General features: G+C 42.2%; 21 protein-coding genes. 18 read left to right on the top strand and 3 right to left on the bottom strand.

Going from position 1 to position 17,916, the window contains the following annotated elements; genetic code table 11:
- Window positions 1-8 precede the first annotated feature (8 nt).
- Window positions 9-566 (top strand): elongation factor P, encoded by a 558-nt coding sequence (efp, locus tag M3205_RS02420; RefSeq protein WP_251168468.1) that lies wholly within the window; start codon window positions 9-11, stop codon window positions 564-566.
- Between the two features lie 33 nt (window positions 567-599).
- On the opposite strand, the gene M3205_RS02425 is transcribed toward efp, so the two are convergent.
- The 3 genes from M3205_RS02425 to M3205_RS02435 form a co-directional block, all read right to left on the bottom strand.
- On the bottom strand, window positions 600-767 hold the full coding sequence (locus M3205_RS02425) for a hypothetical protein (protein WP_251168469.1): 168 nt from the start codon (window positions 765-767) through the stop codon (window positions 600-602).
- 83 nt (window positions 768-850) lie between these two features.
- Entirely contained in the window at window positions 851-1,537 is a 687-nt protein-coding gene (locus M3205_RS02430) for an SIMPL domain-containing protein (RefSeq protein WP_251168470.1), read from the bottom strand.
- Window positions 1,538-1,611: 74 nt separating this feature from the next.
- Window positions 1,612-2,994, bottom strand: coding sequence for an alkaline phosphatase (locus M3205_RS02435; protein ID WP_251168471.1), 1,383 nt, complete (start codon window positions 2,992-2,994; stop codon window positions 1,612-1,614).
- A 191-nt stretch (window positions 2,995-3,185) separates the two neighbouring features.
- Between M3205_RS02435 and spoIIIAA the strand changes: the two genes are divergently transcribed.
- The 17 genes from spoIIIAA to dxs all read left to right on the top strand — a co-directional run bounded on the left by spoIIIAA (window position 3,186) and on the right by dxs (window position 17,914).
- Entirely contained in the window at window positions 3,186-4,109 is a 924-nt protein-coding gene (spoIIIAA, locus tag M3205_RS02440) for a stage III sporulation protein AA (RefSeq protein WP_251168472.1), read from the top strand.
- A complete protein-coding gene (gene spoIIIAB / locus M3205_RS02445) occupies window positions 4,110-4,625 on the top strand; it encodes a stage III sporulation protein SpoIIIAB (protein ID WP_251168473.1) in 516 nt (171 codons plus the stop codon). It begins immediately after the preceding gene.
- Between the two features lie 52 nt (window positions 4,626-4,677).
- Window positions 4,678-4,884: a stage III sporulation protein AC gene (gene spoIIIAC, locus M3205_RS02450; RefSeq protein WP_009332905.1), complete on the top strand. Its 207-nt coding sequence runs from the start codon at window positions 4,678-4,680 to the stop codon at window positions 4,882-4,884.
- A 15-nt stretch (window positions 4,885-4,899) separates the two neighbouring features.
- Window positions 4,900-5,289, top strand: coding sequence for a stage III sporulation protein AD (gene spoIIIAD / locus M3205_RS02455; RefSeq protein ID WP_251168540.1), 390 nt, complete (start codon window positions 4,900-4,902; stop codon window positions 5,287-5,289).
- An 81-nt stretch (window positions 5,290-5,370) separates the two neighbouring features.
- Window positions 5,371-6,570 (top strand): stage III sporulation protein AE, encoded by a 1,200-nt coding sequence (spoIIIAE, locus tag M3205_RS02460; protein WP_251168474.1) that lies wholly within the window; start codon window positions 5,371-5,373, stop codon window positions 6,568-6,570.
- A 12-nt stretch (window positions 6,571-6,582) separates the two neighbouring features.
- Window positions 6,583-7,215: a stage III sporulation protein AF gene (gene spoIIIAF, locus M3205_RS02465; RefSeq protein ID WP_048008238.1), complete on the top strand. Its 633-nt coding sequence runs from the start codon at window positions 6,583-6,585 to the stop codon at window positions 7,213-7,215.
- Entirely contained in the window at window positions 7,208-7,876 is a 669-nt protein-coding gene (gene spoIIIAG, locus M3205_RS02470; protein ID WP_251168475.1) for a stage III sporulation protein AG, read from the top strand. The genes spoIIIAF and spoIIIAG overlap by 8 nt, the downstream gene beginning before the upstream one ends.
- A gap of 3 nt (window positions 7,877-7,879) precedes the next feature.
- Window positions 7,880-8,419 (top strand): SpoIIIAH-like family protein, encoded by a 540-nt coding sequence (locus M3205_RS02475; protein ID WP_251168476.1) that lies wholly within the window; start codon window positions 7,880-7,882, stop codon window positions 8,417-8,419.
- 468 nt (window positions 8,420-8,887) lie between these two features.
- Window positions 8,888-9,394, top strand: coding sequence for an acetyl-CoA carboxylase biotin carboxyl carrier protein (accB, locus tag M3205_RS02480; protein ID WP_251168477.1), 507 nt, complete (start codon window positions 8,888-8,890; stop codon window positions 9,392-9,394).
- Window positions 9,395-9,408: 14 nt separating this feature from the next.
- Window positions 9,409-10,761 carry an acetyl-CoA carboxylase biotin carboxylase subunit gene (gene accC / locus M3205_RS02485; RefSeq protein WP_251168478.1) on the top strand — a complete coding sequence of 451 codons (1,353 nt, stop codon included), beginning with the start codon at window positions 9,409-9,411 and terminating at the stop codon, window positions 10,759-10,761.
- 19 nt (window positions 10,762-10,780) lie between these two features.
- Window positions 10,781-11,188 (top strand): Asp23/Gls24 family envelope stress response protein, encoded by a 408-nt coding sequence (locus M3205_RS02490; protein ID WP_251168479.1) that lies wholly within the window; start codon window positions 10,781-10,783, stop codon window positions 11,186-11,188.
- 270 nt (window positions 11,189-11,458) lie between these two features.
- Window positions 11,459-11,848, top strand: a complete 390-nt coding sequence (nusB, locus tag M3205_RS02495; protein ID WP_251168480.1) for a transcription antitermination factor NusB — start codon at window positions 11,459-11,461, stop codon at window positions 11,846-11,848.
- Between the two features lie 92 nt (window positions 11,849-11,940).
- Window positions 11,941-12,795: a bifunctional methylenetetrahydrofolate dehydrogenase/methenyltetrahydrofolate cyclohydrolase FolD gene (folD, locus tag M3205_RS02500; RefSeq protein WP_251168481.1), complete on the top strand. Its 855-nt coding sequence runs from the start codon at window positions 11,941-11,943 to the stop codon at window positions 12,793-12,795.
- A gap of 146 nt (window positions 12,796-12,941) precedes the next feature.
- Entirely contained in the window at window positions 12,942-14,282 is a 1,341-nt protein-coding gene (xseA, locus tag M3205_RS02505; RefSeq protein ID WP_251168482.1) for an exodeoxyribonuclease VII large subunit, read from the top strand.
- Window positions 14,283-14,287: 5 nt separating this feature from the next.
- Complete coding sequence (gene xseB, locus M3205_RS02510) at window positions 14,288-14,521, top strand: exodeoxyribonuclease VII small subunit (RefSeq protein WP_048008230.1); 234 nt, start codon at window positions 14,288-14,290, stop codon at window positions 14,519-14,521.
- 2 nt (window positions 14,522-14,523) lie between these two features.
- Window positions 14,524-15,417 (top strand): polyprenyl synthetase family protein, encoded by an 894-nt coding sequence (locus tag M3205_RS02515; protein WP_251168483.1) that lies wholly within the window; start codon window positions 14,524-14,526, stop codon window positions 15,415-15,417.
- Between the two features lie 601 nt (window positions 15,418-16,018).
- Complete coding sequence (gene dxs, locus M3205_RS02520) at window positions 16,019-17,914, top strand: 1-deoxy-D-xylulose-5-phosphate synthase (protein ID WP_251168484.1); 1,896 nt, start codon at window positions 16,019-16,021, stop codon at window positions 17,912-17,914.
- The last annotated feature ends 2 nt before the right edge of the window (window positions 17,915-17,916 follow it).

Here is a 17,916-nt window from a genome sequence, read left to right on the forward strand (position 1 = left end):
ACACACTCATGATTTCAGTAAACGATTTTCGTACGGGTTTGACGATTGAAGTTGATAACGGTATTTGGCGCGTGTTGGATTTCCAGCACGTTAAACCGGGAAAAGGAGCGGCTTTTGTACGTTCCAAATTGCGCAACCTTCGCACAGGCGCTATTCAGGAAAAAACCTTCCGTGCAGGTGAAAAAGTAGGGAAGGCACAAATCGATAACCGTAAAATGCAGTACCTATATGCAAATGGAGATCAGCATGTTTTCATGGACAATGAGTCTTATGAGCAAATCGAGCTGCCTGCATCATCAATTGAGTATGAATTAAAGTTTTTAAAAGAAAACATGGAAGTTGCTATTATGCTTTATCAGGGAGAGTCTCTTGGAATCGAGCTTCCTAACTCTGTTGAGCTTACAGTAACGGAAACAGAACCAGGTATTAAAGGGGATACTGCATCCGGCGGAACAAAACCCGCAACAGTTGAAACCGGCCTGATAGTGCAAGTTCCTTTCTTTGTTAACGAAGGGGATAAACTTATCATCAATACAACCGATGGTTCATACGTATCGCGTGCATAGTTTTAAAAAAATCCCGAGAAATCGGGATTTTTTTTATCCTTTATACTTTCTGCCTTCAGCGCCGGGGGATATGTCAGTGTCATTGCGATTATTATAATCAGGATTAGATGTGGGAGCAGTGCTGTTATCGCGGGTTCCGTCCAGATAGGACCTGTCTCCTTTTTTCTGATTTTTTAAAAATTCTTCTAAATTTTCATTCATCAAATTACCTCTTTTCTATAAAATTGCTCAATATCACCTTAATAGTATTTGCTTCTTTACTTCGATTATAAGCTGAAGATTTCCTAGCTGTAGTATATGAACTCTGCCGTGATGTGGCTTTCGATTTCTATTGTTCCCGGCTGGATAGGTGTGCTGACGGCACTTTTAACAAAAGTGGAGGACTCAAAAGAAACAGGCTGCACCAGACCTAAAGTTCCTTCAGAAACGGATACTGGGGTACTGATTAGTTGGACTCTTAGTGATGACGCGATGGTTTCTGCCTTTCTTATAGCATCCAATACAGCCAAGCCTAGTGCCTTCTGATACAATTCCTGACTGTTTTCTGTTTCAAACGTAATTCCTCTAACAGTATTTGCGCCGCTGTCTACTGCTGTATCCACTACAAGTCCTGTATTTTCAATTTCATTGACTGTTATGTCCAATATATGCTCAACCTTGTAACCGCGGAAAATTTGCTTGCCATCCACAAAATCATACTGTGGAAAAATGGAGAAGTCAGATGTTTGAATCTGTTTATCTGTTATTCCAATGGCATTAAGAGCCTTTTTGACATTTGAAATGGCAGCAGCATTCTGCTCCTGTGCTTTCTGAAGTTCCTGGTCTTCTGTTATCACTCCCAGCTTTATATTAGCCTGATCTGGCTGTACAGCTAACTTTCCTTCACCTGAAACCCTTAAAGTATTTGGCTTGGATCTGACGAGGTTTCCACTCTGTATGGTATTGCGGACAAATGGCTGGTAATAATACATAACTATCATTCCCCGCTTTCATTAATGTATCTTTCTAGAATTACGCGGGAGAAAGAGAGAAAATGCGTATAACATTAATGCCAGCTGTAATCCATCAGTTCGGCAATTATTTTCGGGATATCCGTATTCTCCAGCACTCCCTTAAAAGTTTCGCTCCCATTACCATAAGCAAATAAAGGAATCATATTGCCTGTGTGACCGCCGGTTGAGCTTAGAGATCTTACAGTATCCGTTAAAATACCGCCATGATATTTCTCAGCAATCAGGCTCCCTATTTCCCATGCTGCTACGTATTGAGAATAAACCTGGCTGTCTGTGTTCTGCAGCTTCCGATTAAATGAATCTATTTCCTGCTCCGTTAAATCAATATTTGCATACTTTTTTAAAACACTCTTTACACTTTCTGAACGATAAATGCCTCTATTCCTATCTTTTTCCAATTGGCTGGCCATATACTGCGGAGATGCCTTGATTTCCTTTAAACGCTGTATATCCAGCGGTTCAGATGCAGATATCCCCATGGTTTCATGATCAGCAACAATCAGCACCAGTGTTTCTTTGTCCTTTTTTGCCCATTCAACTGCATATTTGACAGCTTCATCAAACTCTATCGTTTCTTTCCAGATGCCTGTAAAATCACCAGCATGTGAAGCATGGTCAATTCTTGCGCCCTCCGCCATGAGGAAAAATCCCTGTTCTCCTTTTTCAAGTACATCGATCGCTTTTGCAGTCATTTCTTTTAAGCTGGGTTCATTGCTGTTCAGTAAAGGCCGATCCAGTTTAAAACTCATATATCCGTCATTGAACAAACCGAGCAGTTTTGAGCCTTTGGCACTCAGCAATGCTTCCCGATTCTCTGCATAGGCATATCCTTTTTGCTTTGCCTCTTTTATTAAATCCCTCCCGCTTTGCTTTTCCGGTGTGAAGTATGCTCTGCCGCCTCCCAGTAGCACATCAACCCTGGATTTCAGCTGCTGGCGTGCAATTTCCTCCTGTCCGGACCATCTGTTTGAAACGCTTGATGTAAAGGCTGCGGGTGTTGCATCTGTAATTGTATTGGTGGATATAACCCCTGTCTTTTTACCGTTTTTCTTAAATAGATCCAGGATACTGTCTGTTTCCTTCCCATCAGGCGTAACTCCAATCATTCCATTATTCGTTTTTTTTCCAGTTGCAAGTGCCGTACCACCGGCAGCAGAGTCTGTCACAAAATTATTGGCAGATTCGGTATGCACCAATGCGATGTGAGGCAGTGATTCCAGGAACAGCCGACCGTCCTTCCCATATTCCAGTTTTCTTGCAATCTCAATCTGGCCAATTCCCATTCCATCGCCAATCATCAGAATGACATTTTTCGGTCCGTTTGTATCTCTCTGATGAGCTATTCCTTCTTCAGGTAAGAAACCAAGAAAAATCAGGTAAAAAATAACCATGATGTAAATGCATTTTGCTTTCATAAATGAACCAGCCTTTCTCTAATGTTCCTTTTGAATTATTTTTTGAAGAAAGATATCTTTTTACTCAGGCAAAAGCTTGTACTAATTAAATGTGAAGCTTTCAAATCTAAGTCATATTGTTTTGCAGCAGGCATACATTTTAAATAATGAGAAGCTAGTCCGAAATCAGATTGAGAAATGGAGGAGCAGACTTGGAAACGATTATAGCCTTTTTGCCGAAAAAAATTGCTGAACAATTACAGAGAATCCCTCCGAAAATCTTAAAGGATCTGGAGGAAATCAGGGTCCGTATTTCGAGGCCAATTGAGCTGACAGCAAGGGGAGTGCCGCACTTTCTCCCTTATATAGTTGATTCAGAGGATGCCGTGCATTTACTGAATAAAATAAGCCATTTTTCGATTTACACACTCGAGGAAGAGCTGAAAAGAGGTTATATCACGATTGAGGGCGGCCATCGGGTTGGGCTTGCAGGAAAGGTTATTCTTGAGCAGGGCAAGGTTAAGGCAATCAGGGATATAGCCTCTTTTAACATTAGAATTGCCAGAGAGAAAGTTGGAATTGCCGAAACGCTTATTCCCAGGATTTACAGGGGTGGGTGGCTGCATACGATGATTATTGGGCCGCCTCAGACTGGTAAAACCACTTTACTGCGCGATATAGCAAGAATCATTTCTTCTGGTGATCCAGCCAGTGACCTTCCTGCGAGTAAGGTTGGGATTGTGGATGAACGCTCCGAAATAGCAGGATGTGTGAATGGGATCCCCCAAATGACTTTTGGAAACAGGATTGATGTCCTTGATGCCTGTCCCAAAGCTGAGGGCATGATGATGATGATTCGTTCCATGAGCCCCGAGGTTCTCGTTGTCGATGAAATTGGCAGGCATGAAGATGCAGACGCCATAATGGAGGCAGTAAATGCCGGAATAAAGCTGATTATGACTACACATGGAAATTCCCTGGAGGAAATCAAGAGGCGCCCAACTTTACAGGCCATACTTGAAATGGATGTCTTTCAGCGGTTTATTGAATTGAGCAGAAAAGATGGGCCAGGCAGCATTGACTGCATACGAAACACAGATGGTGCAGGATACCAGCATCAAGCGAGCGTGATGTAAATGATGAAGCTTATTGGAGCAGTTTTGATCATCGTTGCAACAACATGGGCAGGGTTTGAAGCTTCAAGGCATCTGACTGAACGGCCGCGCCAGCTTCGTCAGCTTAAATCGGCACTGCAGTCCTTAGAGGCTGAAATTATGTATGGTCATACACCTCTTCATGAAGCGGCCAGACGTCTCTCTGACCAGCTTTCCAAGCCTTTATCCTGGTTCTTTGAATCCTTTGCAAAAAAACTGACCGATTCCGAGACGACAGTAAAGGATGCCTGGGAAGAAAGCTTGAAGGAAATATGGAAAATGACCGCACTTAAACAAGGGGAATTCGAAATCATGAAGCAATTTGGTGAAACACTTGGAAGACATGACCGTCTTTCTCAGCAAAAGCAGATCATGCTGACCCTCACCCACCTGGAACGTGAAGAAGCTGATGCGCATGACAGACAAGTGAAATACGAGAGAATGGTCAAAAGTCTTGGATTTTTATCCGGATTGCTCTTAATCATTTTACTATTGTAGGAAACGCCGGCTTGATTTGCCGGACGCTGATCAGAGCTTAGGGGGAGAAAAGATGGGCCTAGAGGTAGATATCATATTTAAGATTGCGGGTGTGGGAATTGTTGTAGCCTTTTTGCATACTATTCTGGATCAGGTGGGCAAAAAAGAATACGCCCAATGGGTAACGCTATTCGGATTTATTTATATTTTATTTATGGTTGCTTCCATTGTAGATAACCTTTTTCAAAAAATTAAATCAGTCTTCTTGTTTCAGGGATAAAAGGGGGGCTCAGCCATTGAAATTCTCCAGATAGTCGGATTTTCGCTTGTAGCCACATTCCTGGCGCTGATTGTTAAGGAGCAAAAGCCGAATTTTGCCTTTTTGCTGATTGTATTTGTCGGCTGTGCCATCTTTCTCTTTCTGGTCGACCAAATATATGCCATTATCCATATGATTGAAAAGATAGCTATCAATGCAAAGGTGAATATCGTCTATGTAGAAACCATTTTAAAGATAATCGGAATAGCCTATATTGCTGAATTTGCTGCACAAATTACAAAAGATGCAGGTCAGGGAGCCATTGCAGCAAAAATAGAAATGGGCGGGAAAATACTTATTCTTGCCATGGCCATTCCAATCCTCACTGTATTAATTGAAACCATTATTCGCATGATTCCTAGCTAGCCGGCTGCCTGCTAAAACCATAGGCAGCAGGACTGGACAAGCTCATATTGCTGGAGAGGGTCCTTTAAAAGAGGTGAAAAAATGAAGCAAAGGATACAGAAAATTTTAGGGTTTAGTTTACTTCTATTCTTTTTCCTGGCACCAATTGTACAAGCCTCACCTAAGACCGGCGAAGCAGAAGAAACGATTTCTGCGCAGGATCTAATTGAATCCCAGGTGGATAAGCTAGATCTTAATGATTTAAAGGGATTTTGGGAAGAAATCACAACAGAGTATGGAGGTTTTTTGCCCGAGAGCCAAAAGGGAAGTCTCTATGAATTCATAAAGGGAGATAAGGAATTTTCATTAAAAGAGTGGGCTGGCGGGGCGATGAAGTTTGTATTCCATGAGTTTATAGTGAACGGGAAATTGCTGGGGACTCTGATATTGCTGACAGTATTCAGCATGTTCCTGCAGTCACTGCAGAATTCATTTGAAAAAAGCACTGTCAGTAAAGCAGCCTATTCAATCGTCTTCATGGTGTTAATTATAATTGCGCTAAATAGCTTCCATGTAGCGATCACATACACGGAAGAAACCATTTCAACCATGGTGTCATTCATAATGGCTCTCATACCGCTGCTGCTTGCGCTGATTGCTTCTTCCGGGGGGGTGGTATCTGCAGCGTTTTTTCACCCGGTTATCCTATTTTTGATGAATGTCAGCGGGTTATTTATCCAGTATGTCATTCTTCCGCTTCTTTTTTTATCAGCCCTGTTAAGCATTGTCAGCACATTGTCAGAACACTATAAGGTAACTCAGCTTGCCAATCTGCTCCGGAACTGGAGTATTGGACTTCTTGGAATGTTCCTGACGGTCTTTCTGGGAGTTATTTCGGTTCAGGGGGCATCTGCCGCGGTAACCGATGGAATTACCATTCGTACAGCAAAATTTATTACAGGTAATTTTATTCCGGTTATTGGGAGGATGTTTACAGATGCCACAGATACCGTAATCAGTGCATCGGTGCTTTTGAAGAATACTGTCGGGATAGCAGGAGTAGCCATTCTCCTTATCATTGCAGCTTTTCCTGCAATCAAAATTTTAATGATTGCGTTTATATATAAATTTGCGGCAGCGATTTTGCAGCCGCTGGGAGGAGGGCCGATCATATCCTGCCTGGATATAATCAGCAAGAGCATCATCTATGTTTTTGCAGCTCTGGCCATTGTCTCCCTGATGTTTTTTCTTAGCATTACTGTTATTATAGCGGCTGGCAATTTGACCATGATGGTCAGGTAGGGAGGGAATGAAGTGGATTTCATAAAAGAATGGGTAACCAACATCATATTATTTGTTCTGCTTGCCACTGTCATAGATATGCTCCTTCCCAGCTCTAAGCTTCAGAAATATACAAAAATGGTGACAGGGCTGCTATTAATAGCGATTATTCTAACACCGATTTTGAGAATTATATCAAGTGATTTTGAAGAAGCTCTTGTTTCCGTGCCGGTTTTTGAGGCATCAGGAGAAAAAAATATGGAAAATTTAATAGAAATGAAGAAAAAAGAAATACAAGCCTCAAGTGATGCATATATTTTAGAACAAATGGCTGTCCACATGAAACAGGACGCAGAAGAGGAGTTGATGGAACAGTACGGTCTGGAAATTGCTAATATTGATATTTTAGTAGATGAAAGCAGTGATCAAGCCTTCCCGGATAACCTGCAAAAGGTCATGATCCAACTCAAAGCAGAAGATGCAGAAGCTGAAGCTGTAGAAGTGGTTAAAACAGTGGAAATCAATGCCGGGAAACCTCTTCCATCCAGCGGACCCGAACATGAAGATGCAGAAAGAATTGCTTCTCTTCTCGCTCAAAAATGGAATGTAGACGCAAACTCAATCGAAGTTCTGGTAGAAGGGGGGAATATGGATAGGGATGGATAATGAAAAAGGTCCTTTCACATGGGTAAAGAAGATAATTTCCAAGGATGGACAATCTGATAAGAAGCCCGGAAAATTCCACTATTTGCTGCTTGTTCTCCTGTTTGGAGCAGCGATCATGCTGATCAGCAATATGCTGTTTCAAGAAGACGGTTCCACCGGTGATTTGCCCGTATCTACAAATGGGGAAGAAGTGAAGCAGGATGAAGAAGTGCCAGTCTTCGGCCAGCAGAAATCCGGGGGAAATGACACCATTGCCAATTATGAAAAGGCATATGAAGCCCAAATAAAAGAGGCGCTTGATGCAATCGTAGGGGTGGAAGATGCCACTGTTGTGGTGAATGTCGATGCCACAGAAAAGAAAGTCCTTGAAAAAAACAAAACAACCCAAACACAGAAAACCGATGAAACAGATCGGGAAGGCGGCAAAAGGAAGGTTGAGGATCAGTCACAGGAGGAACAGCTTGTGATTGTCCGAAATGGAGAAAAAGAGGTCCCCATTGTCATAGAAACCAAGAAACCTGAAATAAGGGGCGTGCTGGTTGTAGCAAAAGGGGCTGAAAATATACAAGTGAAAAAGTGGATTATTGAGGCAGTAACCAGAGCTCTGGATGTCCCAAGCCATAGAGTATCCGTAATGCCTAAAAAAACCAAGGGGGAATAATAGATGCTTTTAAAGAAACAAACGGTCTGGCTATTAACAATGCTGAGTTTGGTGGTTGTATTATCGGTTTATTATGTAACATCACCGGAGCAAAAAGGCAGTGACCTTGCTGGAATGGAAGAAAAGGCACAGGGTGAAATGGACTCAGTTGAGAGTGAAGACGGCAAAGCAATTATTACAAACACTTCCAGTGATGAAATGTTTGAAAATCTTCGTCTACAGCTTGATGACGAGCGCAGCCGCATGAAGGAAGATCTGCAGGAAGTCCTTGGTCAAACTGACCTTTCTGCCGAAGAAAGAATGAAGGCAAAAGATCAAATTGATGAATTAAATGAAATAGCTCAAAAAGAAGCGATGCTTGAAACATTAATCAGAGCGATGGATTATGAAGATGTGCTTGTCCGTGCTGACGGCAAGAAGGTTCAAATTACGGTTAAGGCAAAAGATCATTCAGCTTCAGCTGCAAACAACATCATCCAGGAAGTTAGAAACGAAATTGGCAAGCTTGAAGCAGTGGCTGTTGAATTCCAAGTTGAAAAATAAAATTGTAATGGGAGCCTGCAACAATTTTAGGGCTCCCTTTTTATTTTAGTCTGTTTTTGCAAGTTTGTTGTACTTAGTGTAAATCAACGGACTTCATTATTGGCGGAAAAAAAGCAATATATGTAAAAATAGACTAATTAATTTATGGTTTGGTAACTATTACATATAAAAGATAGTGCGAAAGCCCTTGTTCAGAAGTAGTTTTAGATGAAACTCAGCTAAATCCAATGAAACATTTCACAAACATTTAGAAAAATATTAAAATGGAACTTAGGATGGATAGAGAAATTATTATCCAGTACATAATAGAATGTTGAAGTTTTATAAGGTCTTATCGTATGATATTAGTATCTAGTCATAATTCAAACCATGCTGAACGTTCCAGCCGTATGCTTTCCGACTCTTTCAGCAATACATGCATACGGATAAAAGGGATAATCATGCAATGAGAAAACAAGGGGTGCCAAAATGTTAAAAGTACAAGAAATCCGTGAACTGATTAAATTGGTAGATCAGTCAAATATTGATGAATTTGTATACGAGCATGAAGGGTCTAAAATTAAAATGAAGAAAAAAGGCAATGAAGCAGCAATTGTGCAGCAGGTTCAGCCTGCAGCTGTCCAAGTGTCAGCGCCTGCTCCACAGCCTGTCCAGCCAGCTGCTGTAAAAGTGGAAGAGTCTAAAGCAGAAGCGCCAGCTGCTGCTCCTGCACCAAAGGCTGAAGCCGCAGATGATTTACATAAGATTGTCTCACCAATGGTAGGGACTTTTTATCAGTCATCATCCCCTGATGCTGATGCATATGTAAAAGCCGGTTCAAAGGTTACGAAGGATTCCGTTGTATGCATTGTAGAGGCAATGAAATTATTTAATGAAATTGAAGCTGAAATTAATGGCGAAATTGTAGAAGTGCTTGTAAAAGACGGCCAATTAGTAGAATATGGCCAGCCACTATTTTTAGTTAAGCCTGAATAAGGAGCGGTTAAAGAATGATAAAAAAACTCTTGATTGCCAACAGAGGAGAAATAGCTGTCCGCATTATCAGGGCAGCCCGTGAAATGGGGATTGAATCTGTTGCTGTCTTTTCAGAGGCTGACAGGGAAGCGCTCCATGTACAACTTGCGGATGAGGCATATTGCATTGGTCCGAAAGCATCCAAGGACAGCTATTTAAATTTTACAAATATAATAAGTGTCGCCAAGCTTACTGACTGTGACGCTATTCATCCAGGTTATGGATTTCTTGCAGAGAATGCGGACTTTGCAGAACTGTGCAGAGAATGCAATATTATTTTTGTCGGCCCGACACCAGAAGCCATCAGCAAAATGGGCACAAAGGATATTGCAAGGGAAACGATGAAGGAAGCAGGAGTTCCGATTGTTCCGGGCTCTAATGGAATCATCAAGGATGTGGAAGATGCCATTCAGCTGGCAGAAAAGATTGAATATCCGGTAATTATTAAGGCCACTGCGGGCGGAGGCGGGAAAGGAATCCGCGTAGCGCGCAATGAGCAGGAGCTTATTAAAGGGATTACGATCACACAGCAGGAAGCACTGACAGCATTCGGGAATCCTGGTGTTTACATCGAAAAATACATCGAGGACTTCCGCCACGTGGAGATTCAGGTTCTTGCTGACAATTACGGAAACACCGTCCATCTCGGGGAAAGGGATTGTTCCATTCAGAGGCGCCTGCAAAAGCTGCTTGAGGAAACGCCTTCACCTGCCCTTGACGGTGAAACACGCGAAGAGATGGGAAATGCTGCTGTAACAGCTGCAAAAGCGGTCGATTATACAGGGGCTGGCACGATAGAATTTATATACGATTATAAAAATCGCAAGTTTTATTTCATGGAAATGAACACACGTATTCAGGTTGAGCATCCTGTTACAGAGATGGTAACGGGGGTCGATTTAATCAAGGAGCAGATTAAGGTTGCTTCAGGAGAAAAGCTTAATTTTACACAGAGTGATGTGACATTTAACGGCTGGTCAATCGAATGCAGAATTAATGCGGAAAACCCGGAGAAGAATTTTATGCCATCAGCAGGAAGGATCAATATGTATCTGCCTCCTGGCGGGCTTGGTGTCCGAGTCGACTCTGCTGCCTACCCGGGCTATATGATTCCACCATATTACGATTCAATGATTGCAAAAGTGATCACTTATGGCAATACTAGAGAAGAAGCCATTTCCAGAATGAAAAGAGCATTAAGCGAATTTGTAGTGGAAGGGGTTCATACAACAATCCCGTTCCATCTCAAGCTCTTAAGCCATGAAAACTTTGTGGAAGGGCAGTTTAATACGAAATTTCTTGAATTGCATGATGTAATGAATTCTTAAGACTTGTGGAGGTGCTAAAATGAACGAAAATAATATTCTCGAAATGAGCCCTGAAAATTCAGGCCTGGGCAAGGTGGAAATTGCACCGGAAGTTATTGAGGTAATTGCCGGGATTGCTGCTTCAGAAGTCGAAGGTGTTGCGCAAATGCGCGGAAACTTCGCTACAGGAGTGGTTGAACGGCTTGGTAAAAAGAACCACGGTAAAGGTGTTAAAGTTGAATTGACAGAAGAAGGCATCAAAGTCGATGTTTATTGTCTGATGAAATTCGGCGTATCCATCCCTAACGTTGCCCAAAAAATCCAGGATAACATCCGCCAGGCACTGTTGAATATGACTGCTCTTGACGCCCAGGAAGTAAACATTCATGTAGTAGGAATCATGTTTGAAAACCAAAAGCATGAAGTTGAATACGAACAGGAAATGTAAAAAACACATCAAGCCAAAGACATAAGACTCGTCTTTGGCTTTTCTTATGGTTCATTCTCTTCATCATTCACTTTCTAAACGTTATAAAGGAGTTTGTAAAGGGAAAATTAATATTATAAGGTTACTTGCATCATGTTTCTGTCCAAACATATTGCTCTTGTTGTAGTGCGAAGATTCCTTACTTATGCTATTATCTTCTTATGCAATTTTTGGACGTGCAAATGCTCAAAAATGAAAATACTATGTTAGCCATAAAGGAGTTTTATAAAGATGAAGAGAAGAACAGCCAGAGAAAAGGCATTGCAGGCTTTATTTCAAATTGATGTAAGCGGGACAGAAGCAGAGACCGCAATTGAGCATGTTTTAGATGGCGAAAAGAACGATGAATATCTAAGCAAACTTGTATCAGGGGTGCTTGAGCATAAAGAAACAATTGATAATGAAATCAAAGGGTTTCTTGAAAAATGGACGCTGGAGAGACTTGCCACTGTAGACCGCAATCTTCTGCGCTTATCTGTTTTTGAACTGCAGTATTTAACAGAGGAAGTGCCAGCCAATGTGGTGCTCGATGAAGCAATTGAGATTGCCAAACTTTACGGCGATGATCAGTCAAGCAAGTTTATTAATGGTGTTTTGTCAAAGGTAAAAGAAAAACTATAAAAAATTCACTGGATATGCTGGCGCTTTCTGGATGTAAGCAAGCCGGCAGTCCTTATCAAAGGCGCTTTCGAGTTTCTGATAGGGGGATACAAATGGCTGCAGAATTAATAGATGGAAAAGAAATTGCAAGAAAGAAACAGGATCGTATCGGTGCTGAAGTGCAAAAGCTGAAGGCAGAAGGAGTCACGCCGGGATTGGCTGTTATTTTAGCGGGGGATAATCAGGCATCCAGAACATATGTGAACAACAAGCAGAAAACCTGCAATAAGCTGGGCATGTATTCCATGCTTATTGAACTTCCTGAAAGCGTCAGTGAACAAGAGCTGATCAGAAAAATCACTGAGTTGAATAAAAGTGATGCAATTCATGGAATCCTCGTCCAGCTGCCGCTCCCAAGCCATATTAATGAAAAAGTGATCATTGAGACCATATCACCTGAGAAAGATGTGGATGGATTTCATCCTATAAATATTGGCAGAATGATGACAGCTCAGGATGCCTATCTCCCTTGTACTCCTGCTGGGATCATTGAAATGCTGGAGAGCATCGGGGCAGATATTTCCGGAAAGCATGTAGTGGTTATTGGCAGAAGCAACATCGTAGGTAAGCCTGCAGGACAGCTGTTTCTTAATAAAGATGCAACAGTTACCTACTGTCATTCGAGAACAGCTAATCTCAAGGAATATACAAAGCGGGCAGACATTCTGGTGGCAGCAGCAGGTAAAGCCAAGTTAATTGCTGAAGACCATGTAAAACATGGTGCGATTGTGATTGATGTGGGTATGAATCGAGATGCGGAAGGAAAACTTTGCGGCGATGTTGATTTCGAGACAGTTAAGCACATTGCAGGGTACATTACTCCTGTTCCAGGCGGAGTGGGGCCGATGACCATTACCATGTTAATGCACAACACGTTGAAGGCAGCAAAGTCTATTAGCAAAATCTAAAATCATGGCCGCCATAGATGCAAAATCTGTCCATTTCCATTATCCTGTACTTAGGAAGCCTGTCATGCAGGCTGAATGGAAGGGCAGTTTTTTTGTGTTATTGCTTTGCAGGAGATCCATACAACCCCTGCATAAAGGAGATTGTTATGAAGGAACAGCAGTATCTGACAGTTCACGCACTGACCAAATACATAAAAAGAAAATTTGACGCCGACCCTCATTTGCAAAATATTTTGGTTAAGGGAGAAATCTCAAACTTTAAACAGCACTCCAGCGGTCATATGTATTTCACTTTAAAGGATGAGAAAGCCAGAATTTTAGCCGTAATGTTTGCAGGAAATGCGAGATCCATGAAATTCAGGCCGGAGAACGGCATGAAGGTTTTGGTCCGTGGAGCGATTTCCGTTTATGAATCGAGCGGGCAATATCAAATGTATGTACAGGAAATGCAGCCGGACGGGATTGGTGAGCTTTATCTGGCATACGAGCAGCTTAAAGAGAAGCTGGAGAAAGAAGGATACTTTTCCTCTGAACATAAAAAAAATATCCCGCGCTATCCAAAGACAGTTGCGGTTATCACGTCTCCTACTGGTGCTGCAATCAGAGATATTTTGACAACGCTCAAAAGGCGCTATCCAATCGCGAACATACTTATATTCCCTGCGCTTGTGCAGGGGAACCAGGCAGCACCATCTATTGTGAAAGCGATTAAGGATGCTAATTCCTCAGGGGAAGCAGACGTCTTAATTATCGGCCGGGGCGGAGGTTCTATTGAAGAGCTTTGGGCTTTTAATGAGGAAGCTGTGGCAAGGGCCATATTTAAGTCAGTAATACCTGTAATTTCAGCTGTCGGCCATGAAACAGATTTTACAATAGCAGATTTTGTTGCAGATTTAAGGGCTCCTACCCCAACCGGAGCTGCTGAATTGGCAGTCCCGCACATTGATGACCTGAAAGAAAGGCTTTTTAACAGGCAGTCAAGGCTGATAAGAGCGATGAAGGAACAAACTGCACTGCAAAATGAAAGGCTTCTAAGGGTACAGAAATCATATGCTTTCAGATACCCGCAAAAATTGTATGAACAAAAACTGGAACAGCTGGATAAATTGACTGAACAGTTGTTACGGGGATCCAAAAGACTGCATGATTTAAAGCAGGAACAAGCTGATATTCTAAGGAAAAGGCTGGTTCGAAGTCATCCTGGCCAGCTGAAGGATCAGGCGAAAGAAAGACATGATCGGCTCCAAAAGCTTTTAAATAAAACAATGGGAAATACCCTGGCTGCAAAGGAAAAGGATTTTGCGAGGGTCATTTCAACCCTTGAGGCACTCAGTCCTCTCAAAATCATGGATAGAGGCTATAGCCTTGCTTATACAGAAAAGGAATCCCTCGTAAAGACTGTGTCTCAGGTTAAAGTGGATGATATGTTAAAATTGAAGGTATCTGATGGAACTATTGAATGCAGGGTAACGGATATTGAGGAGTGATTGGGATGGCGGATGAAAAACAACTTTCATTTGAGCAAGCGATGGAAGAACTTGAAGTGATTGTGGAAAAGCTTGAAGAGGGCGATGTTCCTCTTGAAGAGGCAATTAATATATATAAAAAGGGCATGGAGCTTTCAAAATTATGCCATGATAAGCTTAAAAATGTGGAATCACAGCTTACGGAAATACTGACGGAAGACGGGCGAAAAACGAACTTCGCCATTCCGGAGGAGGAATAATCTTGCAGCAGCAATCATTAAGTTCTTTCTCTGAATTTCATAAGAATAAACTTGAAATACACCTAAGAGAATGCGTACATAAATTAAAAGCCCCAGCTGAAATCAAGGAATCGATGCTATACTCACTCGAAGCCGGAGGGAAACGAATCAGGCCGATGCTCTTATTTGCTACATTGGCTGCATTTGGCGAAGATACGTTAAAAGGGCTGTGGAGTGCGGCGGCGATTGAGATGATTCACACCTATTCGCTTATTCACGATGACTTGCCAAGCATGGATAATGATGATCTAAGAAGAGGCAAGCCTACTAACCATAAAGTATATGGAGAAGCATTTGCCATTCTAGCAGGTGATGCCTTGCTCACATACAGCTTCCAGACAATTGCGGAAACACCAGAGGAATTCGCTTCAGCCGAAATGAAGCTGTCACTGATTAAGGTGCTGTCAAGAGCTGCAGGTGTTGAAGGGATGGTTGGCGGGCAGGCTGAAGACATTAAAGGGGAAGGCAAACAGCTGGAAATAGAGGACTTAGAGTATATCCACGTGCATAAGACCGGCAAATTGCTTGAATCCAGTGTGGTTTCAGGTGCTATTTTGGCAAATGCTAATGAGGAAACGATTCAGACTCTTTCCCATTTTGCTTTTCATCTGGGACTGGCTTTTCAAATCAGAGATGATATTCTCGACCTAGAGGGGACAGAAGAGATAATCGGGAAGCCTGTTGGAAGTGATGAATCAAAAAATAAAAGTACCTATCCCGCACTTCTTACAATGAATGGTGCGAAAGAGGCGCTCGATTACCATATCAAATCTGCTAAAGAGAAGCTGAGGGAAACCGGTCTCCAAACAGAGCTGCTGGAAGAAATAACAGATTTAATTGCAAACAGGGACCACTAATTTTTCCATTATACCATACTCATAATTGAAATGATCAGGATACTAATATGACTAAAGAAATGACGCTCTTGCCGCTGTACTGATTGTACCAGCGGTATTTGCTGTTTATAAAATGTTGGTCATGAATGTATATATTTTGGTATGATAGGAATTGCTGCCGGGAGTATTCCCCGGCAAAACCAGCCTGGGTGAGAGGCTGTTTATAATGAAAAGCATTTGGAAAATCTCCTGTAATAAGGTAATCTTAAGTTATTATCTTTTGGACAGGCTGGACACCGTAAAAAACAGGCTTTGATTTGCTATAAACATGATTGCCAAGATATATGTAAAGGTTGTTTTCGTAAAGTTATTGCTTTTTCATAACCTAGTTTAATTTGCTGAGTTGATTGGAGCGGAGGGCACTTGACTCCTGCGGGAGGAGAGGGAAGTGTGAGACCCCGCAGGCGAAGCCGAGGAGGCTCACATTCCTCCCCGCGGAAAGCAAGTGCCTGGAGGGGAAATCAACGGGCAAAATCCATAAACCCAAAAACAACAATCTTTGAAAAAAACAGCCTATGTAAAAAAACGGTCGAATAAGAAACGAAAGTGAGTGGTCCGCTGTATGGATCTGTTATCAATTAAAGACCCGTCCTTTTTAAAAGGGCTCTCGAATAAAGAATTGGAAAGTCTCAGCCAGGATATCCGCAATTTCCTTATCGAAAAGCTATCAGGCACAGGGGGGCATATTGGCCCTAATCTCGGTGTTGTTGAGCTGACTGTTGCATTGCATAAATGTTTTGACAGCCCAAAGGATAAAATTATCTGGGATGTCGGACATCAGTCATACGTCCATAAAATTCTTACTGGCAGGGCGTGTCAATTTGATACTCTTAGGCAATATAAAGGTCTTTGCGGCTTTCCCAAAATGGTTGAAAGTGAGCATGATGTATGGGAAACAGGCCATAGCTCAACTTCTTTATCTGCCGCAATGGGAATGGCCATTGCAAGAGACTTGAAAAAAGAAAATAATTATGTCATTCCCGTTATTGGGGATGGTGCCTTAACAGGCGGAATGGCTTTAGAGGCCTTAAATCATATCGGCCATGAAAAAAAAGATATGATTGTCATATTAAATGATAATGAAATGTCGATTGCTCCTAATGTAGGTGCCCTGCACAATGTTCTTGGAAGGTTAAGGACTGCAGGGAAGTATAATTGGGTTAAAGATGAACTTGAATATTTATTAAAAAAGGTGCCGGCAGTCGGCGGCAAATTGGCCTCAACTGCTGAAAGACTGAAAGACAGCTTAAAGTATTTGTTTGTGTCAGGTATGTTTTTCGAGGAATTAGGTTTTACCTATTTGGGACCTGTCGATGGGCATAATTATGAAGCTTTATTTGAGAACCTTGCGTATGCCAAGAAAACAGAAGGCCCAGTCCTCCTCCATGTAATTACGAAAAAAGGGAAAGGCTATAACCCTGCAGAAAATGACAGGATTGGCACTTGGCACGGTACAGGGCCTTATAAAATGGAAACAGGGGACTTTGTGAAACCTGCAGCTGCGCCGCCTCCTGCATGGAGCAAGCTTGTGTCAGAAACTGTCAGGGAACTTGCGAGAGAAGATGAAAGAATTGTGGCAATCACACCGGCAATGCCTGTTGGTTCCAAGCTTGAAGGTTTTGCAGGTGAATTTCCGGATCGGATGTATGATGTGGGTATTGCCGAACAGCATGCAGCAACAGTAGCTGCCGGTCTCGCAACGCAAAACATGAAGCCGTTCCTTGCGATTTATTCTACTTTCCTCCAGCGTGCTTATGATCAGGTCGTACACGATATTGCACGCCAGAACTTGAATGTATTCATTGGAATCGACCGGGCAGGACTCGTTGGTGCAGATGGAGAAACACATCAGGGTGTATTCGATATCGCATTTTTAAGGCATTTGCCCAACATGGTTTTGATGATGCCGAAGGATGAAAATGAAGGCCAGCATATGGTAAAAACAGCGATTGAATATAACGATGGCCCAATTGCTATGCGGTTCCCGCGGGGAAATGGCATCGGGGTGCCGATGGACGCGGAACTTAAAGCTATTCCAATTGGAACATGGGAAGTCCTGCGCGATGGCAGCGACGGAGCTATTTTAACCTTTGGGACAACTATTTCAATGGCATTGAAGGCAGCTCAGCTCATGGAAAAACAAGGGCATTCCATTAAAGTCATTAATGCAAGGTTTATTAAGCCATTTGATGAAAGAATGCTGCATGAATTATTTGCAGCGAATATGCCTATTCTTACGATAGAAGAAGCTGTCCTGCAGGGAGGCTTTGGAAGTGCCATTCTTGAATATGCACATGAGCAAGGCTTCCACCATTCCGAAATAGACAGGATGGGAATACCTGATAAATTTATTGAACATGGCAGTGTAAATGAACTATTGGAAGAAATCGGGCTGACAGTAGACGATGTTGTGGAAAGAATGGAAATACTGGCAAGAAAAAAACAAAAAAGGGCTTAAAA

It is taken from the genome of Cytobacillus firmus (assembly GCF_023715565.1).
Taxonomy (GTDB): Bacteria; Bacillota; Bacilli; order Bacillales; family Cytobacillaceae; genus Cytobacillus; species Cytobacillus firmus_C.